At 68.0% G+C, this 19954-nt stretch carries 19 protein-coding genes; 10 read left to right on the forward strand and 9 right to left on the reverse strand.

All coding sequences use genetic code 11. The features are described 5' to 3' along the window. Positions 1-28 precede the first annotated feature (28 nt). Positions 29-457 carry a ferric iron uptake transcriptional regulator gene (gene fur, locus AC1Q6P_RS11735; protein WP_171827135.1) on the reverse strand — a complete coding sequence of 143 codons (429 nt, stop codon included), beginning with the start codon at positions 455-457 and terminating at the stop codon, positions 29-31. A gap of 105 nt (positions 458-562) precedes the next feature. Between fur and AC1Q6P_RS11740 the strand changes: the two genes are divergently transcribed. The 9 genes from AC1Q6P_RS11740 to AC1Q6P_RS11780 all read left to right on the forward strand — a co-directional run bounded on the left by AC1Q6P_RS11740 (position 563) and on the right by AC1Q6P_RS11780 (position 10668). Beyond that, on the forward strand, positions 563-1144 hold the full coding sequence (locus tag AC1Q6P_RS11740) for an outer membrane protein assembly factor BamE (protein ID WP_102768427.1): 582 nt from the start codon (positions 563-565) through the stop codon (positions 1142-1144). 2 nt (positions 1145-1146) lie between these two features. Beyond that, positions 1147-1971, forward strand: coding sequence for a 4-hydroxy-tetrahydrodipicolinate reductase (gene dapB, locus AC1Q6P_RS11745; RefSeq protein WP_492664783.1), 825 nt, complete (start codon positions 1147-1149; stop codon positions 1969-1971). Beyond that, complete coding sequence (locus AC1Q6P_RS11750) at positions 1971-2627, forward strand: MotA/TolQ/ExbB proton channel family protein (protein ID WP_102768429.1); 657 nt, start codon at positions 1971-1973, stop codon at positions 2625-2627. The genes dapB and AC1Q6P_RS11750 overlap by 1 nt, the downstream gene beginning before the upstream one ends. Before the next feature lie 36 nt (positions 2628-2663). After that, on the forward strand, positions 2664-3107 hold the full coding sequence (locus AC1Q6P_RS11755; RefSeq protein WP_102768430.1) for an ExbD/TolR family protein: 444 nt from the start codon (positions 2664-2666) through the stop codon (positions 3105-3107). A gap of 54 nt (positions 3108-3161) precedes the next feature. Next, positions 3162-5807 (forward strand): leucine--tRNA ligase, encoded by a 2646-nt coding sequence (gene leuS, locus AC1Q6P_RS11760; RefSeq protein ID WP_492664782.1) that lies wholly within the window; start codon positions 3162-3164, stop codon positions 5805-5807. A 2-nt stretch (positions 5808-5809) separates the two neighbouring features. Continuing rightward, positions 5810-6313 carry an LPS-assembly lipoprotein LptE gene (locus tag AC1Q6P_RS11765; RefSeq protein WP_102768432.1) on the forward strand — a complete coding sequence of 168 codons (504 nt, stop codon included), beginning with the start codon at positions 5810-5812 and terminating at the stop codon, positions 6311-6313. Positions 6314-6330: 17 nt separating this feature from the next. Beyond that, positions 6331-7401 carry a DNA polymerase III subunit delta gene (gene holA / locus AC1Q6P_RS11770; RefSeq protein WP_171827140.1) on the forward strand — a complete coding sequence of 357 codons (1071 nt, stop codon included), beginning with the start codon at positions 6331-6333 and terminating at the stop codon, positions 7399-7401. 264 nt (positions 7402-7665) lie between these two features. Beyond that, positions 7666-8223 carry a methylamine utilization protein gene (locus AC1Q6P_RS11775; protein ID WP_492664781.1) on the forward strand — a complete coding sequence of 186 codons (558 nt, stop codon included), beginning with the start codon at positions 7666-7668 and terminating at the stop codon, positions 8221-8223. Between the two features lie 6 nt (positions 8224-8229). Continuing rightward, complete coding sequence (locus tag AC1Q6P_RS11780) at positions 8230-10668, forward strand: putative bifunctional diguanylate cyclase/phosphodiesterase (RefSeq protein ID WP_492664780.1); 2439 nt, start codon at positions 8230-8232, stop codon at positions 10666-10668. A 15-nt stretch (positions 10669-10683) separates the two neighbouring features. On the opposite strand, the gene AC1Q6P_RS11785 is transcribed toward AC1Q6P_RS11780, so the two are convergent. From AC1Q6P_RS11785 to thiL, 5 genes are read right to left on the reverse strand one after another with little or no spacing between them, the layout of a single operon-like run. Continuing rightward, positions 10684-13485 carry an ATP-binding protein gene (locus AC1Q6P_RS11785; RefSeq protein WP_492664779.1) on the reverse strand — a complete coding sequence of 934 codons (2802 nt, stop codon included), beginning with the start codon at positions 13483-13485 and terminating at the stop codon, positions 10684-10686. 44 nt (positions 13486-13529) lie between these two features. Beyond that, complete coding sequence (locus tag AC1Q6P_RS11790; RefSeq protein WP_492664778.1) at positions 13530-14471, reverse strand: 2-hydroxyacid dehydrogenase; 942 nt, start codon at positions 14469-14471, stop codon at positions 13530-13532. Then, positions 14468-14968: a CinA family protein gene (locus tag AC1Q6P_RS11795; protein WP_102768438.1), complete on the reverse strand. Its 501-nt coding sequence runs from the start codon at positions 14966-14968 to the stop codon at positions 14468-14470. Before AC1Q6P_RS11795 ends, AC1Q6P_RS11790 begins: the two co-directional genes overlap by 4 nt. Before the next feature lie 51 nt (positions 14969-15019). After that, a complete protein-coding gene (locus AC1Q6P_RS11800) occupies positions 15020-15574 on the reverse strand; it encodes a phosphatidylglycerophosphatase A family protein (protein ID WP_271008057.1) in 555 nt (184 codons plus the stop codon). Further along, positions 15571-16554, reverse strand: coding sequence for a thiamine-phosphate kinase (gene thiL, locus AC1Q6P_RS11805; protein WP_492664777.1), 984 nt, complete (start codon positions 16552-16554; stop codon positions 15571-15573). Before thiL ends, AC1Q6P_RS11800 begins: the two co-directional genes overlap by 4 nt. 113 nt (positions 16555-16667) lie before the next feature. Here thiL and AC1Q6P_RS11810 point away from each other — a divergent pair, with 113 nt between their 5' ends. Next, positions 16668-18011 carry a hypothetical protein gene (locus AC1Q6P_RS11810; protein WP_492664776.1) on the forward strand — a complete coding sequence of 448 codons (1344 nt, stop codon included), beginning with the start codon at positions 16668-16670 and terminating at the stop codon, positions 18009-18011. 22 nt (positions 18012-18033) lie between these two features. Here AC1Q6P_RS11810 and AC1Q6P_RS11815 read toward each other — a convergent pair whose 3' ends face one another. The 3 genes from AC1Q6P_RS11815 to AC1Q6P_RS11825 form a co-directional block, all read right to left on the reverse strand. After that, the gene (locus AC1Q6P_RS11815; RefSeq protein WP_492664775.1) at positions 18034-18978 is read right to left on the reverse strand and encodes an acyl-CoA thioester hydrolase/BAAT C-terminal domain-containing protein; all 945 of its coding nucleotides are present in this window, start codon (positions 18976-18978) and stop codon (positions 18034-18036) included. A 107-nt stretch (positions 18979-19085) separates the two neighbouring features. After that, positions 19086-19319: a helix-turn-helix transcriptional regulator gene (locus AC1Q6P_RS11820; RefSeq protein WP_171827147.1), complete on the reverse strand. Its 234-nt coding sequence runs from the start codon at positions 19317-19319 to the stop codon at positions 19086-19088. A gap of 3 nt (positions 19320-19322) precedes the next feature. Then, positions 19323-19952, reverse strand: a complete 630-nt coding sequence (locus AC1Q6P_RS11825) for a hypothetical protein (RefSeq protein ID WP_492664774.1) — start codon at positions 19950-19952, stop codon at positions 19323-19325. Between the last annotated feature and the right edge of the window lie 2 nt (positions 19953-19954).

Here is a 19954-nt window from a genome sequence, read left to right on the forward strand (position 1 = left end):
TCGGCCGCCGGGCGAATCGCCCTGGCGATCAGCTGCCGCGGTGCGGGCAGTCGGTCTTCACGCAGGCCGCGTACAGGGCCAGGGAATGGTCTTGCAGCTTGAAACCGCGCTCGCGGGCGATGGCGTGCTGGCGCTCCTCGATCTCGGGATCGAAAAACTCCTCCACGCGGCCGCAGGTCAGGCAGACCAGATGGTCGTGGTGATGGCCTTCGTTCAGTTCGAACACCGACTTGCCGGATTCGAAATGATTGCGCGAAAGCAATCCTGCCTGCTCGAACTGGGTGAGCACGCGGTACACGGTGGCCAGACCGATGTCGGCGTCTTCCACCAACAAGGCTTTGTAGACGTCTTCAGCCGTCATGTGGCGCTGCGCCGTCTTCTGGAAAATCTCCAGAATCTTGATGCGCGGCAGGGTGGCTTTCAGGCCACTGTTCTTGATCTCGTCGGTGCGGTTCATGACACTGCTGGGGCCGGCGCGGCCCACCATGGGCCTGCCGCTAGAATGGCCCGATCATAGCCAGCTACGGGCGCCGACCGGCCCAAGCCCCCACAGAATCACGCCATGCGCAGCCCCAAAACACTTGCAATTCCAGCCCGATCCGCAGTTCTGGCGCTGGTCGTCGCCGGCGCCAGCGCCCTCAGTGCCTGCTCCAGCATGCCGAGCCTGGACATGCTCAGCTCGTCGAGCGGCCAGACCATGCTGGAACGCATCACACCGTACAAGCTGGAAGTCGTGCAGGGCAATGTGTTGACCAAGGAGCTGGTGGCTCGCGTCAAACCGGGCATGCCGCGCGCCCAGGTGCGCGATCTGCTGGGTTCACCCTTGCTGACCGACCCCTTCCACGCCGAGCGCTGGGACTATGTCTTCACCATCAAACGCCAGGGTACGCTGTACCAGCAACGCAAGGTGGTGGTCTGGTTCAACGGTGATGTCCTGAAGTCGATTGAGGCGCCGGAAGATTTGCCCGGCGAGAACGAGTTCGTTGCCTCCATCAGCTCCAAGGCCGAGCGTCGCGAGCCGCCCAAGCTGGAACTGAGCGAAGCCGAGCGCAAAGCCCTGCCCATTCCCGCCAAGCCCGCCGTGCCGGCCGCCGAGCCCGTCGGCCCGGTGCGCGCCTACCCGCCGCTGGAAAAGAAGTCCTGAAGATGACGACGAGCGTGACCCCACCCCTGCGCATCGCCATCGCTGGCAGTTCCGGTCGCATGGGCCGCATGCTGATCGAAGCCGTGCTGCAGGCACCCGATTGCCAGCTCAGCGCGGCGCTTGACCGGCCGGGCACGCCCTCGCTGGGCCAGGATGCCGGCGCTTTCCTCGGCAAGATCTGCGGCGTGGCCATCAGCGACGATGTGCGCGCTGCGCTGCAAGCCAGCGATGTGATGATCGATTTCACCCGCCCCGAGGGCACCCTGGCCCATCTGGCCCTCTGCGCCGAGCTGGGCGTCAAGCTGGTGATCGGCACCACCGGTTTCGATGCCCAGCAGAAGGCGCAGATCGGCGCCCTGGCCGCACGCACCGGCGTGATGATGGCGCCCAATATGAGCGTCGGCGTCAATGTGGTGCTGGGCCTGCTGGACCGCGCGGCGCGCGCGCTCAGCGAAGGCTATGACATCGAGATCATCGAGGCCCACCATCGCCACAAGGTCGATGCCCCCAGCGGCACCGCCTTGGCTCTGGGCGAGGCCGTGGCCCATGCCCTGGGCCGCGACCTCAAGGCCTGCGCCGTCTACGGCCGCGAAGGCGTCACCGGCGAGCGTGATCCCTCGACCATCGGCTTTGCCACCGTGCGTGGCGGCGACATCATCGGCGACCACACCGTGCTGTTTGCCGGCATCGGCGAGCGCATCGAGATCAGCCACAAGGCCAGCAGCCGCGCCACCTTCGCCCAGGGCAGCCTGCGCGCCGCGCGCTTCCTGGCCAGCCAGGGCCCGGGCCTCTACGACATGAATGATGTCCTGGGGTTCAAGGGATGATGGGCGGCTTCCAAGGTTTCTGGGACCAAGGCGATGCGGTCACGCGCGGCGTGGCCCTGCTCATGCTGCTGATGTCGGTCAGCGCCTGGGTGCTGATCCTTTGGAAAAGCTGGACCCTGCAACGTGCGCGCCGCAGCCTGGCACGCGCCGTGCCGGCTTTTTGGGATGCGAACGATCTCGACTCGGGCCGCACTGCCCTGCAGAACTTTGATGCCGAAGGCCTGCTCCTGCCCCTGCTGGACGCGGCCACCAGCGACACCCGCAGCGGCACCCTGGATGCCGCAGGCCATGCCCATTCCCGCCTGACCCGCCGCCTGCGCGACGCACTGCACGGCGTTCTGCAGCGCCTGCAGTTCGGCCAGGTGCTGCTCGCTTCGATCGGCAGCACTGCGCCCTTCGTCGGCCTGTTCGGCACGGTCTGGGGCATTTACCACGCTCTGGTCAGCATCTCGGCCAGCGGCAATCTGAGCATGGACCGCGTCTCCGGCCCTGTGGGCGAAGCGCTGATCATGACCGCCGCCGGCCTGGCCGTGGCGATCCCGGCTGTGCTGGCCTACAACGTCTTCGGCAAGCTGCTCGGCGCTTGCGAGGCCGAGCTGGAAGGCTTTGCGCACGACCTGCGCGAGATGTTCAGCGATGCGCCGGCGCAACCGTGAGCGAGCAGCGCCGGCCGCGCGCCGCCGGAGCCTGAGATGAGCTTCGGTCGCCTGGAACGCCGCGACAGCCCCAAGCCCATGGGCGAGATCAACATGACGCCGCTGATCGACGTCATGCTGGTACTGCTGGTGATCTTCATGATCGCCGCACCGCTGATGAGCAACTCCCTGCGCCTGGACCTGCCCAAGAGTGAGGCCGCCACACCGGGCGACACGCCGCAGTTCATCGCCCTGGCCGTCGCACCCGATGGCGCGCTCTACCTGGGCGAAGAAAAGCTCGACGCCGCCACCTTGCAACAACGCCTCAAGACCCTGGGCGCCGGCCGGCCCGAGCTGGAGGTGCAGCTGCGTGCCGATCAGGCTGCGCCCTACGGCGCGGTGGCCCAGCTGATCGGCTGGTGCCAGGCCGCCGGCCTGCACCGCATGGCCTTCGTCACCGACGCTGACACCGCGCCCACGCCCCTACCGAAGCAGCCCTGAGCGGCAGCCCGGCCCACGACTTTTACAATCGGCGCACTTCGCACCGAGCCCACCATGAACGAAAAGTACACCCCTTCCGAGGTCGAACAGGCCGCACGCTCCCACTGGCAAGCCCGTGACGCTTACCGCGTGGTCGAGGATCAGAGCAAGCCCAAGTTCTACGCCTGCTCCATGCTGCCCTACCCCAGCGGCAAGCTGCACATGGGCCATGTGCGCAACTACACGATCAACGACATGCTCACGCGCCAGCTGCGCATGAAGGGCTACAACGTGCTCATGCCCATGGGCTGGGACGCCTTCGGCCTGCCGGCCGAGAACGCCGCGATGAAGGGCAAGGTGCCGCCGGCGCAGTGGACCTACTCCAACATCGCCTACATGAAGACCCAGATGCAGGCCATGGGCCTGGCCATCGACTGGTCTCGAGAAATCGCCACCTGCCAGCCCGAGTACTACAAGTGGAACCAGTGGCTGTTCCTGAAGATGCTCGAAAAAGGCATCGCCGAGCGCCGCACCCAGGTCGTCAACTGGGACCCGGTGGACCAGACCGTGCTGGCCAACGAGCAGGTGATCGACGGCCGCGGCTGGCGCTCCGGCGCCCTGGTCGAGAAGCGCGAGATCCCCGGCTACTACCTCAAGATCACCGACTACGCCGAAGAGCTGCTGGCCGCGGTGGCCAACCCCGAGGACAAGAACTACCTGTCCGGCTGGCCCGAGCGTGTGCGCCTGATGCAGGAGAACTGGATCGGAAAGAGCCAGGGCCTGCGCTTCGCCTTCCCCCATGAAATCAAGGGTGCCGACGGTGCCCTGATCCAGGACGGCAAGCTCTACGTCTTCACCACCCGTGCCGACACCATCATGGGCGTGACCTTCTGCGCCGTCGCGCCGGAGCACCCGCTGGCAGCGCACGCCGCCGCCGGCCATGCCGAGCTGGCCGCCTTCATCGAGGAATGCAAGCAGGGCGGCACGACCGAGGCCGAACTCGCCACGCAAGAGAAGAAGGGCATGCCCACCGGCCTCGTGGTCACCCACCCGCTGACCGGCGCGCAGGTGCCGGTCTGGGTCGGCAACTATGTGCTGATGAGCTATGGCGACGGCGCCGTCATGGGCGTGCCGGCGCATGACGAGCGCGATTTCGCCTTTGCCAACAAGTACGGCATAGCGATCAAGCAGGTGGTGGCCGTCGAAGGCCAAGCCTTCTCGACCAGCACCTGGGCCGACTGGTTCGGCGACAAGTCGCAAGGCGTCTGCGTCAACTCCGGCGTGCTCGACGGCCTGAGCCACAAGGCCGCGGTCGACAAGGTGGCCGAGCTGCTTGGCGCCAAGGGCCTGGGCGAGAAGAAGACCACCTGGCGCCTGCGCGACTGGGGCGTGAGCCGCCAGCGCTACTGGGGCACGCCCATCCCCATCATCCACTGCGAGGAGCATGGCGCCGTGCCGGTGCCCGAGAAGGACCTGCCGGTCGTGCTGCCAGAGGAGTGCATCCCGGACGGCAGCGGCAATCCGCTGAACAAGCACAGCGCCTTCCTGAACGTGCCCTGCCCGGTCTGCGGCAAGCCCGCCCGCCGTGAGACCGACACCATGGACACCTTCGTGGATTCGTCCTGGTATTTCATGCGTTACTGCGACGCGCAAAACCAGGACGCCATGGTCGGCGCCGGCACTGAGTACTGGATGCGCCCCGGCGCCGCCATGGACCAGTACATCGGCGGCATCGAGCACGCCATCCTGCACCTGCTCTACGCCCGCTTCTGGACCAAGGTCATGCGCGACCTGGGTCTGGTCAAGATCGACGAGCCCTTCACCAAGCTGCTGACCCAGGGCATGGTGCTCAAGGGCGCGTTCTTCCAGAAGCCGGCCGATGCCGGCAAGAACTACTTCTGGGAGCACGAGGTCAACGTCCAGACCAACGAGCATGGCCAGGTCATCGGCGGCACGCTGAAAGCCGACGGCTCGGCGCTCGAGTACGAGATGACGACCATGTCGAAGTCGAAGAACAACGGCGTCGACCCGCAGGAGCTGATCAACCAGTACGGCGCCGACACGGCCCGTCTGTTCGTGATGTTCGCGTCGCCGCCGGAGCAGACCCTGGAGTGGAACGACGCCGGCGTCGAAGGCGCCCACCGCTTCCTCAAGCGCGTCTGGGGCTTTGGCGCCAAGAACGAGGCCGCCATCCAGGCCGGCGGTCGCGACTACGCCGCCCTGAACGGCGATGGCAAGGCCCTGCGCCGCGAAGTGCATCTGGTGCTCAAGCAGATCAGCTACGACTACGAGCGCATGCAGTACAACACCGTGGTCTCGGGCGCCATGAAGTTGCTGAACGCGCTGGAAGGCTTCAAGTCCCAGGGCCAGGATGCGGCCGTGCGCGAAGGCTTCTCGGTGCTGCTGCGCGTGCTCTACCCCGCCTGCCCGCACCTGACCCACGCCCTCTGGCAAGACCTGGGCTATGCCGCCGAGCTGGGTGACCTGCTCGACGCGCCCTGGCCGAGCGTGGACGAAGCCGCCCTGGTGCAGGACGAGATCGAGCTGATGCTGCAGGTCAACGGCAAGCTGCGTGGCGCCATCAAGGTGCCGGCCACCGCCGACAAGGCCGCCATCGAAGCCGTGGCCCTGGCCAGCGAAGACTTCGCCAAGTTCAGCGAAGGCAAGGCGCCCAAGAAGGTCATCATCGTGCCCGGCCGCCTGGTCAATCTGGTCGTCTGACGATGAGCCCCCTGCTGCAGCGCCGCCACCTGCTCCTGGCCGCCGCCACCGCCCCGCTGGTGGGCTGCGGCTTCGAGCTGCGCCGCGAGCCGGAGTTCCTGTTCCGCAGCCTGGCGCTGAGCGGCTTCAAGCCGGGCTCGCCGCTGGCGGCCGACCTGAAGCGGCAGCTCTCGCGCACCGCGCTGCTGATGGTGGAAGACGCCAACCGCGCCGAGGTGGTGCTGGAGGTGCTGCGCGATGCGCGCGAGAAATCGGTGGTGGTGTCCACCAGCGCCGGCCAGGTGCGTGAGTGGCAGCTGCGGGTCAATTTCGACTACCTGCTGCGCGTGCCTTCCGGCGAGCTGCTGCTGCCGCGCACCGAGCTGCGCATGACGCGCGAAATGAACTACACCGAAAGCGCGGCCCTGGCCAAGGAGCAGGAAGAAGCCCAGCTTTACCGGGCCATGCAATCCGACGCGGTGGCGCAGATCATGCGCCGCCTCTCGGCCGTGCGCCTGCCCGCCTGAATCAAGCGCCAGCACGCATGCAACTGCGCCCCGACGCCCTCAAGCCCCAGCTCGCCAAGGCGCTGCGGCCCATCTACACCGTCTACGGTGACGAGCCCCTGCTCGCCCAGGAAGCGGCCGATGCCATCCGCGCGGCGGCGCGCGCCCAGGGCTACGGCGAGCGCAAGGTCTTCACCGTTGCCGGCGCCTATTTCGACTGGGGCCCGGTGCTGGGTGCAGCGCAGGCCATGAGCTTGTTTGCCGAGCGCCAGCTGATCGAGATCCGCATCCCCGGCGGCAAGCCCGGCAAGGACGGCTCCGAGGCGCTGCAGCGTTACTGCGCCCAGCTGCCCGAGGACGTGGTGACCCTGGTCACCCTGCCCAAGCTGGACAAGACGCAGATGAACAGCGCCTGGTTCCAGGCCCTGGACGGCGCCGGCGTCTGCGTGCGCGTGGACCCGATCGAACGCCGCGCCCTGCCGCAGTGGATCGCCCAGCGTCTGGTCCAGCAAGGCCAGCGCGTCGAAGATGGCGAGGCCGGCCAGCGCACCCTGGCCTTTTTTGCCGACCGGGTCGAGGGCAATCTGCTCGCCGCCCACCAGGAATTGCAAAAGCTCGCCCTGCTGCACCCGCCGGGTCTGCTGAGCTTTGAGCAGATCGAGGCGGCCGTGCTCAATGTCGCCCGCTACGACGTGTTCAAGCTCAGCGAAGCGGTGCTCGGCGGCCAAGTCGCCCGCGTGCTGCGCATGCTGGAAGGCCTGGAGGCCGAGGGCGAGGCTGCCGTGCTGGTGCACTGGAGCCTGGCCGAGGACATCCGCGCGCTCAAGCGCGTGCGCGACGCCGTCGATGCCGGCAAGCCCCTGCCCATGGCCATGCGCGAAGCGCGCGTCTGGGGGCCCAAGGAACGCTTGTTCGAGCGCATCGTGCCCAGCCTGCACAGCGGCGACCTGAGCCGGCTGGTGGCCGCCGCGCAGATCTGCGACGGCCTGGTCAAAGGCCTGCGCCACCCCGACTGGCCGCTGGAGCCCTGGGCCGGCCTGCGCCGCTTGGCCCTGATGCTGGTGGAGACCACGGCCACGCGCGCGCCTCGCCTGGCATTGCGGGGCTGAGAGCGCCCGGTCATTCGCGCCGGGGCATCAAGTCGCGCAGGGCAATGCCGATACAGTCGCTGAGCGGCGCATCCGGCGCGGCTTGGCCCTGCGCCGATGCGTTGAGCCGCTGACTCAGCCCCTCCCCCAAGACCAGGCACCACGATGAATTCATGGCTCAGGCGCCGCCCCTCACCCTCGCGCCCGCCTGCGGCCCCGGCGGCACAGATGGCTTGGCCGGGCTTGCGGCCCTCCATACTGCAGCTCATCGGCTGTTTGCTTGGCTTGAGCACCGCAGGCGTGGCCCAAGCCGCCGGCTGGACGCTCAGCGTGCAGAACGCCAGCGGCCAGCCATTGGGCGATGTGGCCATGGCCGTGGAAGTGAAAGGCCAGACCGGCCGTGCCGGCGCGGGCAGCGTGGCCCAGATGGAGCAGCGCCAGCGCCAGTTCCAGCCTTTCGTGCTGGTGGTGCAGACGGGCACGGCCGTCAGCTTCCCGAACTTCGACACCGTGCGCCACCATGTCTACTCCTTCTCGGCGGCCAAGAAGTTCGACCTCAAGCTCTACACCGGCACCCCGACCGATCCGGTGCTGTTCGACAAGCCCGGCGTCGCCACCCTGGGCTGCAATATCCACGATGAAATGAGCGCCCATATCGTCATCGTCGACACGCCCTTCTTCGGCAAGAGCAATGCCCAGGGCCAGCTGCGCCTGGAGTTGCCGCCCGGCGAGCATGTGCTCAAGGTCTGGCACCCGAGGTTGGGCAGCCCGCTGCTGAGCAGCTTTCCGCTGCGCCTGGTTCCCGGCCAGGAACCAGCGCCCCTGCAACTGCCGCTGCGCTGAAGCGCCATGAAGCTGCCTGCTTTCCTCCATCTGCGTCGGCTTGAAGGCCGCATCGTCGCCCTCTTCCTGGCCCTGCTGGTGCTGGTGCAGCTGACCAGCTGGATGATCACCTACGCCAACATCCGCCGCAGCACCGAGGTGGCAGTGGAGGCGGAACTGAAAACCGGCCAGCGCATGCTCGGCCATCTGCTGGCTCAGGATGCACAGCAGCGCGTGGCCGTGCTGCGCCAGCTGGAGAACAACCACGGCATCCGCAGCGTGCTGGCCGAAGCCGCCGGCATGCCGGAGACGGAGTTTGCCGACACCTTGTTCAGCGCACTCGATTCCAAAAACAGCCAGCTGGTCGACGCCAGTGTGATTGCCTACGTCTCGGCCGATTTCCGCCTGGTCACCGCCACCCGGCCGCAGGCCGAGGCCTTTGTCGCCCTGCTGCCTGCCCTGATCCAGGCCAAGGAGGCCGAGGACGCCGGCAACGAGCCCAGCGGCCGCGCCAGCCTGGCCCTGGTGGGCGGGCGGGCGTATCAGCTGGTGTTTGTGCCGGTGAAGGCCGCCGGCCTGGGCGGCTGGTTGATGATGGCCGTGGACCTGCAGGCCGAGCCCTTGCGCGAACTGCAAACCCTCTCGGGCCTGCGCAGCGTCTTTCTGCTGCGCCCGGCCGAGGGCCAGGCCTGGGCACCGCTGGGCAGCGTGCTCGATGCAGCCACCACCGGCCAGGTGGCGGGCCAGGTACAGGCCGCCGAGCCCACCTTCAGCCTGCAACTGGGCGAGGAAGAAATGCGCGGCCTCTACGTGCCCCTGCTGCGCTCGGGTGATCAGCAGCTGGCAGTCCTGCTGCTGCGCTCCTTCGACCAGGCGTTCGAGTCCTACCGCACCCTGCGCCAGACCCTGGGCACGCTGACCGTGCTGGGCATCCTGGCCTTTGCCCTGGGCAGCGTACTGACGGCGCGCCGCATCAGCCGGCCGATCAAGACCCTCGCCGATTCGGCCGAGCGCCTGGGGGCCGGCGACTACGCCACGCCGGTGGCCCAGGATGGCAGCGCCGACGAGGTGGGCGATCTGGCCCGCGCCTTCGAAGCCATGCGCCAGGGCATCCAGCAGCGCGACGCCAGCCTCAACGAGCTGGCCTTTCAGGACCAGCTGACACGCCTGCCCAACCGCGCCGGTTTTGTGCAGGTGCTCGAACGCTGGTTGGCCGAACATCCCGAGGCACCCTGCGCGGTGCTGACCCTGGGCCTGGACCGCTTCAAGCATGTCAACGATGTGCAAGGCCATGATTTCGGCGACCTGCTGCTGCAGAAAGTGGCACAGCGCCTGCAAGCGCTCTTGCCGGCCAGCGAAGACGCCCTGGCCCGGCTCAACGGCGACGAGTTTGCCCTGCTGCTGAGCCTGGCCGATGAAAGCGCAGCCCTGGCCCTGGCCGATGCCATCCATCGCGATTTCGAACGCCCGCTTCGCATCAAGGACCAGACCGTGGATCTGAGCGCCGGCATCGGTCTGGCCCTGGCGCCCGCCCACGGCCGCGAGGCCAAGCAGCTGCTCAGCCGCGCCACCCTGGCCATGTTCGAGGCCAAGAAGCGGCAGAACGGCAGCGTGTTCTACAGCGCCAGCCTGGACGCCGGCAGCCAGGAATCGCTGTCCCTGCTGAGCGAGCTGCGCCACGCCGTGGAGGCCGGCGAGCTGCGCCTCTACCTGCAGCCCAAGGTCGACCTGCAAAGCGGCCGCATCATCAGTGCCGAAGCCCTGGTGCGCTGGCAGCATCCCGAGCGCGGCCTGGTGCCGCCCATGCAGTTCATTCCCTTTGCCGAACAGACCGGTTTCATCCGCGCCCTGACGGCCTGGGTGATCGAAGCCTCGGCCGCCGCCTGGGCGCAGGCGCGCGCGCAAGACCTGGCCCTGCGCATCAGCGTCAACCTGTCCACCCGCGACCTGCTGGACCAGGACCTGCCGGCCAAGATCCAGGCCATGCTCGATGCTCACGGCGCGCGCAGCGATGCGCTGTGTCTGGAGATCACCGAGAGCGCCATCATGGATGACCCGCAACGCGCCCTGCACACTTTGCAGCAACTGCAGGAGCGCGGTTTCAAGATGTCCATCGACGACTTCGGCACCGGCTACTCCTCGCTGGCTTATCTGAAGCGCCTGCCCGTCCATGAACTCAAGATCGACAAGAGCTTCGTCATGGCCATGGAGAGCGATCTGGGCGATGCCAAGATCGTGCGCTCGACCATCGAGCTGGCCCACAACCTGGGCCTGAGCGTGGTGGCCGAAGGCGTCGAAAGCGCCAAGGCCTGGCGCCTGCTGGCTGCACTGGGCTGCGATGAGGGTCAGGGTTATTTCATCGCCAAGCCCATGCCTCAAGAGCAGTTCCTGGATTGGCTCAGGGCCTGGCGTGCCCCCGAAATCGGCAGCATCGGCGCCGACACCATGCTCAGCCAGCTCGACTGAGCGCCGGCCCGGCGCTCAGGGCGCCACGCGCTGCAACTCCATCACAAAGCGGCTGCCCTGCCCCGGCGTGCTGTGCACGCTGATGCGGCCACCGAGCAGGCCGGTGACGATGTTGTGCGCAATGCTCAGGCCCAGGCCGCTGCCGCCGCGGCCGAACTTGGTGGTGAAGAAGGGCTCGAAGATGCGCTCGCAGACCTCGGCTGCCATGCCGACCCCATCGTCCTGCACCCAGAGCTGCACGCGCTCGGCATCCAGCGCCTGCGCGCCGATGTCGATGCGGCCCGCCTCGCGCCCCTCGAAGGCATGAGCCATGGCGTTGTTGAACAGGATGATCAAGGCCTGACCAAGTGCGCCTGGGTAGCTGTCGAGCTGCAGCTGAGCATCGATATGCAGCTGCCACTCCACATTGGCTCGGCGCAGCTGCAGAGACAGGGTCTGCAGGCATTGCTCGCACAGCTCGCGCAGGGCGAACTCACGGCGCTGCTCCGAGCTGCGGTCCACCGCCACCTGCTTGAAGCTGCTGACCAGGGTGGCCGCCGTCTGCATGCTGCGGTTGATGACCTCCAGGCCATCGCGCGTGCGGTCGGCATAGCGCTCCCAGTCCGAGCGCTTGAGCACTTTCTGCTCCACCTGCTGGGCAAACTCGTCGGTGGCGCCGAGCAAGGTGCTGGCGATCAAGAGGCTGTTGCCGATGGGAGTGTTCAGCTCATGGGCCACGCCCGCCACCATGGCGCCCAGTGCGGCCAGTTTTTCCTGCGCCATCAGCTGGCGCTGCAACTCGCTGACGCGCAGATAGGCGCCGGCATTGTCGAGCGCGATGGCAATGTAGGAGCACAGAGTGCGGAAGATCACCTGCTGGCGTTCCCCGTAAGCCTCGGCGCGCGGCGACTGGATGGTCATCACCCCGATCACCCGGTCGCCCACCGCCAGCGGCGCGAACAACAGGCTTTGCAGCTCGCTGGTGCCCGGCACCTGCTCACCCAAGCCTTCGTCGGAGGGGCGGTTGAGCAGGTACTCGCGGCGCTCCTTCAGGCAACGCACGGCCAGCGAGCGCTCCGAGCTCATCGGGATCGGCGGGTCGATGAAGGGCTCACCATCTTCCATGCCAAATGCGCAGTAGAGCTGGCTGCCACTCTCGTCGAGCAGATAGACCGACATGCAGGGCGCATCCAGCAGCGCATGGATGTGGCGCTCCATCACATTGAAGACGCGGTCGGTCTCCAGCTCGTTGGTGATCTCCTGGCCGATCAAGCCCAGATGCTGAAGCACCTCGTGCGAGTCGCGCAGCAGCTGGAAGCGCGCCGCCTCGGATTCGGCCAGGCGGCGCAGATGCTCGCTCTCGGCGCGGGCACGCTCTATCTGGTGGTGCACCTGCAGGGCGCTCGAGCGGCGCGAGGTTTCCTCGCTGAAGCTGCGCTGGCGCAGCTCATTGGCCCGTTGCGCCCAGTGGTAGGCCTGCTCAAAGCTGCCTTGGGCGGCGGCTGCCTTGGCCGCGGCATCGAGCAGGCGCACCTGAGGCGTGTAGGCCTCCAGGCCATCGGCGCGTTGCAGGGCACGTTGGTACCAGCTCAGGGCCCTGCTGTCCTGCGGCGAGCGTTGCACGACCTGATCCTCGGCCTGATGCACCTCGGCCAGAGCCCAGAGCAGGTCCACCTCTTTGTCGGGCTCATGCTGCTGCTCAGCCATGGCCAGGCCTTGCTCGGCCTGCTGGCGCGCGCTGAGCAGATCGCCTTGCAACAAAGCCGCCCGGGCCAGGCCGATGCTGGCATCGGTGAGCAGATCGCCCGAACCCGAGGCCTCGGCCAAAGGCCGGAGCTGGGAAAACGCAGCCAGCGCCGCGGCGCCCTGCTTGGAATCGAGCTCGGTGCGGCCCAGGTAGGACAGGGCCAGGGCACGCGTGCGCGACTCCGGCGGCAGGGCCTGCAGCTGCAGGCACTCTTGCAGCAGCTCGCGTGCATCGCCCAGCTGGCCCAGGCGGCGCAAGGCCTCGCCGGTGTGGGCCAGGCAGAGGGCGATCAGGTTCGGCCAGCGCGAGGCGCGCGCCAGGTCCAGGCCGCGGCGCAGCCATTCCATGGCCGTCTGGAAATCACTCATCTTGGTGTAGGTGTGTCCAAGATTGGTGGCCAGGGTGATGGCGCGGCGGATCTGTCCGGTGCGCAAGCCCAGCTCGAAGGCTTTGGAGTGGGCCTGGATGGAGGGCAGGTAATGGCCGCTCATGGCCGCCAGCAGGCCACGGAAATCCTCCAGCGCGGCGCCTTCCATGCTGGGCATGTCGGCACTGCTGAGGGGCAGGCGCCCGCCCCAGTCGCGCTCGGCCTGCATGGGATCGCCGAACACCTCGGCCCGGGCCAGATTCGCCTCCAGCAAGGCGATGCGGTGCGGGTCGCGAGCCTGGCCTGCGCAGGCGATGGCGCGCCGCAGTTCTTCCTTCAGGCCCCCGGCATCGCCGCGATCGGCCGCAAAGTAATGGCGCAGCCAGTGCAGATCGGCCAGGCCCGCCGCATCGGCCAGGCCGGCGAAGACCTGACCGGCCTGGTTCATGTGCAGCTGGGCTTCGTCCATCTCGGCGAACAGCAGATGGGCCTCGGCGCGCAGCAGGCTCAGGCGGCCGCGCACCGCCATGCGCTGGGGCTCGCGCCACTCGCTGGCGCTGAGCAGGCCCTCGACATCCTGCGCCAGCTCCAGCGCCCGCAGGGTGTCGCGCTGGCGCAAGGCCCAGGCCAGCAGCAGGCGCTCCTGCAAGGTGTCCAGCACGGCGCCCTGGGCCAGGGCCTGTTCCAGGGAGGCAACCGCAGCGTCAGTGGCAAAGAATTCCATGGTGTGACGCTGCGTTCGATCGAGAGTGAGGGAGGGATGAAGTGTCAGTAGCCCTGGCCGCGATCCACCAGGTGGGCCAGGGGTTGGCCGGCACGCAGAGCGGCCAGATTGGCCCGCACCTGCGGTACGGCGGTGCGTGGGTCGGTCTGCGCCGCGCAGTGCGGCAGCACGGTCACCTGGGGGTGAGGCCAGAAGGGGTGATCGGGCGGCAAGGGCTCTTGCTGAAAGACATCCAGCACGGCATGGCGCAGATGCCTGCGGTCCAGCGCCGCACCCAGCGCGGCTTCATCGACATGGGCGCCGCGCGCCAGATTCACCAGGCAGGCACCCGGGCGCATCTGCGCCAAGCGCTCGGCCGAGAAGAAGCCACGCGTCTGCGGCGTCAGCGGCAGCAGGTTGATGACGATATCGGCCGCAGCCAGGGCCTGGGCCAGGCTCGCCTCTCCCTGCCAGATCTGCACCCCCGCCAGCTCACGCGGGCGGCGGCTCCAGCCATGCACGGCGTAGCCCAGGCCGGCCAGGGTCTGGGCCGTGCGCCCGCCCAGCTCGCCCAGGCCCAGGATCAGCACCGTGCATTCGGCCGCGCGCAGCTGCGGCGGCGCCTGCCAGAGCGCCTGACGCTGCTGCTCCTGCAGCTCGAAAAAACGCCGGTGCAGCGACAGCACCGCCCACAGCGCCGTGTGCACCATGGCCTCGTTCATGGCCGGGTCCACCATGCGCGCCAGCGGCACGCCAGGCGGCAGGCTGGGGTCCTGCAGCAGGCGATCGACGCCCGCCCACAGCGATTGGATCAGGCGCAGATTCGGCAGCCCGCTCAGGGCGCCCGGCTCCGGGTTGGCCACCACGGCCACCTCCACCGCCGCCGCCTCGGCGGCATTGCGCGGCGGATGGAGCAGCCACTGCTCCTCGGGCATGGCCTCGCGCAGCAATTGCGCCCAGCGCTCACCCTCGGCGGCCGACCAGCGCCCGCTCAGCAAGACGGTCATTGATCCTTGTCCTCCAGCGCCTCGCACAAGGCCATCAAGCCGGCGCGCAAGGTGGCGATGCGCACGGCATGGCGGTCGCCGCTGAAATGCTCCTGCCAGACCTTGGTGACCTGGCAGCCGTGGACCAGGGCCAGCCAGACCGTGCCCACGGGCTTGTCGGCGCTGCCGCCGGTGGGGCCGGCAATGCCGGTGACGGCCAGGGCCCAGTCGATCGGCGCATGGGCCAGCAGGCCGCGCGCCATGTGCAGGGCCACCTCGCCGCTGACCGAGCCATGCAGGCCGATCAGCGCCGCCGGCACGCCCAGCAGCTCGGTCTTGGATTCATTGCTGTAGCTGACCACGCCGCGCTCGAACCACTGGCTGGAACCCGACAGGCTGGTGCAAGCCGCGGCAATCAGGCCGCCGGTGCAGGACTCCGCCGTGCCCAGGCGCTCGCGGCGCTGGATCAGAGCCACGGCAATGCGGTCGATCAGCTCTTGCTCTTCAGGAAACAGCATGGGGCACCTCCGACAGTTTCGACTCGCAGCAAGCAGCTCTGCTGCATGGGATCAAGCCATGAATGCGCGCCACAGCGCGATCACGACAAGCGTACATCCGGCGGCGACGAAATCGTCAAACAAGATGCCGAAACCCTGGGCCCAGCTGACAGCTTTGCCACGCTCGCCCTTGAAGAGCTGGTCGGCCCAGCGAACCGGCCCCGGCTTGGCGGCATCGAAGTAGCGGAACAGGCCGAAGGCCACCGCCTGGCCCCAGAAACCCGCCGGCATCACCAGCCACAGCACCAGCCAGAAGGCCAGCACCTCATCCCAGACGATGGCGCCGGGGTCAGGTGTTGCCAGATGGCGAGCCGTCATGGTGCAAGCCCACCAGCCCACCAGGGTGCCTCCAGCCAGCAGCCAGGCCCAGCTGCGGTCGCTCATCCAGGGGTTCAGCGCCAGAAAGGCCAGCCAGGCCCAGAGCGTGCCCACCGTGCCCGGCGCCTTGGGCGAGAGGCCGCTGCCGAAGCCCAGGGCGATCCAATGCGCCGGGTTGGGGAACATGAAACGGGCCGTGGCCCGGCGCGGCACCAGGGGCGCGGTGAGGGAGGCGGAAGGGTCGCTCATGGGGTCTTGAAATGGTCAAAGCTGCTGAAGGCTGCCGCGGACAAGGCCTGGCCAGCGGCATCGTGCAAACGCAGGCCCGGCTCGGCCTCGATGGCGCCGATGCGCTGCACCGGCGTGCCGCTGGCCGCCGCGGCAGCCGCCACCGCCGCACGCCCGGCCGCATCGCTGGGCGCAGTGAACACCAGCTCGTAATCATCGCCACCCGCCAGACCGCATTCGCGCTGCAGGGCCAGGTCTTGCCCCGCCAGCACGGCGCTGCGCGGCAGGGCGTCCACGTCCAGCCGGGCGCCCACGCCCGAGGCCTTGAGGATGTGGCCGAGATCGCCCAGCAAACCATCGGACACATCGATGGCGCTGTGCGCCAGGCCGCGTAGCGCCAGGCCCAGCTGCACCCGTGGCTGCGGGCATTCCATGGCGCGCCGCACCTGCTCGAACTCGGCGCCCGAAGCCAGACTCGCCTGGCCGCGAAACACCTCCAGCGCCAGCCGCGCATCGCCCAAAGTCTGACCGGAGACGTAGATGTCATCGCCCACCCGCGCCCCACGGCGCAGCAGGGCCTGGCCACGCGGCACCTCGCCCATCACGGTGATGCAGAGGTTCAGCGGCCCGGCCGTGGTGTCGCCGCCCACCAGGGCAATGCCATGCGCCTGCGCCAGCGCGAACAGGCCCCGGGCAAAACCGCTCAGAAACGTTTCGTCCACCCGCGGCAGGCTCAGCGCCAGCGTGAAGGCCCGCGGCGTGGCGCCACAGGCCGCCAGATCGCTGAGATTGACCGCCAGCGCCTTGTGCCCCAGGCGCTCCGGCGCCACGGTGGACAGGAAATGCCGCCCCTCGACCAGCATGTCGCTGGACACCAGCCACTGCATGCCCGGCGTCGGGTTGATGACCGCGCAGTCATCCCCAATGCCCACCGGCACCGCATCGGCCGAGGGGTGGCTCTGGCTCTTGAAATAGCGCTGGATCAGATCGAATTCGCCCATGGGCGGATTGTCTCAGTCCCAGCACCGGGCCCTGCCCTAGACTCCAGCGCGAGAAGAAAGAATGGCGCGGCCAGGACGCAGCCATGAGCCAGGCACCAGGGAGAAGACACACGATGCGAACACTGCTGCGCGGGTTGGCGATGGCCGGGCTGCTGATCCTGCTGCTCTTGCTGATCCGCCGCGGCCTCGGCGACCCCAGCGCGGACTCCGACACCAGCCCGAAGGTCGTCGAACCCAGACACGAGGCCCCCGCCACGCTGCCGATGCCGGCGGAGCGCCCCAGCGCCACCGCGCGAGCCGAAGGCGGCGCGCCCGAGGCAGACGGCACCCTGCCCTCCAGTGCGGCAGGGACGGCCTATGCCCGCCGTTTGCGCGAGGACTGGTGTGGCTTCGGCGCCGGGGAATCCTGGCGCGACGCACAGCAGGAGCCTGACGAACACAGCCCCGGAGCCAGATCGGCAAACCAGCAAATCCGCGAACAGCTGATGAAAGAGGCCCAAGCCCAGGTGATCCAAAGCTGGCAACAAACCTTACGCCACCGCGGCGAGCCACGCGCCTCAGCAATGGCCGAGTTCATCGCCGCCAGCCAGACCGACGACCTCAAGCTCAACCGTGCCGGCCGGGCTCGGCTGCAAGCCATGGCACTGGCTTCGAGCGACCCCATGCTCACCGCCCTGGCCTTGCAGAAACCATGCGATGCCGGCCAGTGCCGCAATGTCGAGGGCACGCAATGGTCTCGCCTGGAGCCCGAGAACCTGAACGCCTGGTTGCAGCTCTTCGGCGATCCCCAGCTGCGCCCCAGCCAGGGCGACTATCTGATGGAACGCATGGCCAGTCAATCCAAGTTCAGCCGCAGCTATGCGCGCGAAACCGGCGAGATGCTGTCTCAACTCCTTCAAACCGAAACCCCTGATTTGATGCATGAGGCAGAAACCATGCTCTTGGGCCAGTTGGCCGGAACCTGGTCGTTTCCCACTTACAGGCCGCTGCTCCAGCGCTGCCGCGAGCGCCACCCACCAGCTGTTGTTGTTGCGAGGCCGGCTGATGCGCGGGCCTGCGAAGCGATCGCGGACGCCCTCTGGGCCGAGGGCGATCGGCTGGAGCGGCGCATGGCCCTGGCCCTGGCCGGCGCCGTGCTGTCACCCGCTCAGGCCCAACGCGCGCGCTGGGAGGACCGGGCCCGCGAAGCCGAAGCCGTCACAGTCCTGGACAACGAACGTATCGACCGCGCCCTGAATGATCTGATGGCCCTCAACGAAGGCCCCGCAACCCTTTGCCAGCGAGTGCTTCCCTCCTTGCGCGCCACGGCCCTGGATGAAGCACGGCGCAAGTCCTGGCAGCTGGCCTTGGCCCAGTTGCAGCATGCCGGCCAGGATCGAGCCGCCCTGTCCAAGCGTTGGCGAGACAAGAACGGCCGCAGCATGCTGGAGCCCGTGCCCCAAGGGACGGCCCCCTGAAGCAAGAGCAGGCTGCGATCGCTCAGCGCGCACACCCCCCCGCCACCTGCGGCAAAAAATGCGTGTTCAGAAAGTCCCGCGCCAGGTTCAACTTCCGCATCGGTGCGCTGTGGCCGCCCTCGATAGCAGTGTGCGCATGCGCATGAGCAAAGCCGCTGCGCTGCAGGGTGGCCATCATCTGCTCGGACATGGCTTTGGAATCCCAGAGTTCGTCCTGTGTGGCGGAAAGGAAAAAGACCGGGCCGTTGATGCGCTCGACCGGGATGCGCGCGCGGGCCATGGCGGCGCTGTCCTGCATCATCAGATCGAAGACCTTGCGCTTGTCGCCGGCGATCAGGGCCGGTACCGCAGCCTCGCTCAGCGGCACAAAAGGCAGCTCCTCGCCTCGATCGCTGAAGGAACTGGTGTCAAAGGTCTCGGTGTGGCCGACAAACACGGCACTGCCCGGCACCACGGCGGCCACGGCCTTGATCTCGGGGCTGCGACTGGCCAGCAGCAGGGCCAGTTCCGCGCCCTTGGAGCCACCGATCACAGCGATGCAGCGCGGCTCGATCTGCGGGCTGCTGTGTGCGGCTTTGAAGATGGCTTCACGCACGCCTTGCAGATCGATGCGATCGAGCTGGGCCGGGATGCCTGGCAGACCGAAATAGGCGAGTGCCAGCACGGCATAGCCGTCGGCCAGGAATCGCTGGCGCATGGCCTCGGCGCGCGGGCCGGCCCAGGCATTGCCGCCCTCGGCGCCACCCAGGGCCACGAGCAAGGGGCGCTTTCGCGAGGACTCGGCCTCGCCAAGGTAGAGCTGGCTCTGCACTTGGCCGTGATGAGCGGGCCAGGGCGCTCGTGCAGCGCCGGGCTGCGGCGAGGCCGCTTCGGCCGCTCCGGCCCACACAGCGCCGAGCCCCTGTGCCAGCAGCAGCATCGGCAGCATCACACGCCAGGGCTTGAGCAACATCCTCGTCATCTCCATGATTCGATCTCCATGATTCGAGCGCCTTGCGGCGCACAGCCGACGGCAGCGCACGACGCCGCGCAGCGGCCGTACGCCGATGAACAACTTGGCCAGGGCCCGGGCGATCAATCCCCGGCTTGGCGGAAGAACACCTCATCCACCCGCTTGCCGAAGACCTCGGCGATCTTCATGGCCAGCTCCAGCGAGGGCGCATAACGCAGGCCCTCCAGGGCAATCACGGTCTGGCGGGTGATGCCCACGGCCTTGGCCAGGGCTTCCTGCGTCATCTCGCCATGCTCGAAACGCAGGCGGCGGATCTGGTTGACGATGGGCTGGGTGGACGGTTGACCGACGGCCATGGCTCAAGCCCCGCCCGACTGCACATCGCCTTGCAGCTCGCGCGCATCGCGCCAGTAGGCCAAGAGCTGGGCCGCGTACTGGGCCAGGCCGGCAAACATGATGAGATTGAGCAAGGTGTTGGCGATCAGCCAGTGGGTGAAGCGCTCCATCCAGGGCTTGGGCGCGAAGCCCAGGGCCAGCAGAAAAACGGCCAGCAGCCCGATCAAGGTGGAATAGCCGACCCGGTTGGCCAGGGCATCGATGGCGCGGTCGCGTTCGTCCAGCGCCTGAGACTGCCCCTCGTGCAGCAAGGCCCAGGCGATGGCGCCGCAGGCGAACATGACCCAGCTGTCATAGCCGCCCGTCCCGCCGGTGGTGCGATGAACTTCGGAACCCGGCGTCATCAGCACCACCGCGACAAAACCGCAAATCAGGGCGCTGCCCGCCATGTACAGCCAGGCGCGCCGCTCGGCCGCCGAAGGGTCGCGCCCCTGCACGGCATCGCGCTGCCAGCGCCAGCGGGCCCACAAGGCCGAGAGCAACAGGATCAAGCCGCCCACCCAGCCGTCGCGCAGGGGCACCGGGTTCCAACCCGCCGCCAAGGCCGCGCCCACACCCAGAAAACCCAAGAGAACTACCAGGATCTTGATCATGG

The sequence above is a fragment of the Roseateles sp. GW835-FHT13E02 genome (assembly GCF_058794035.1).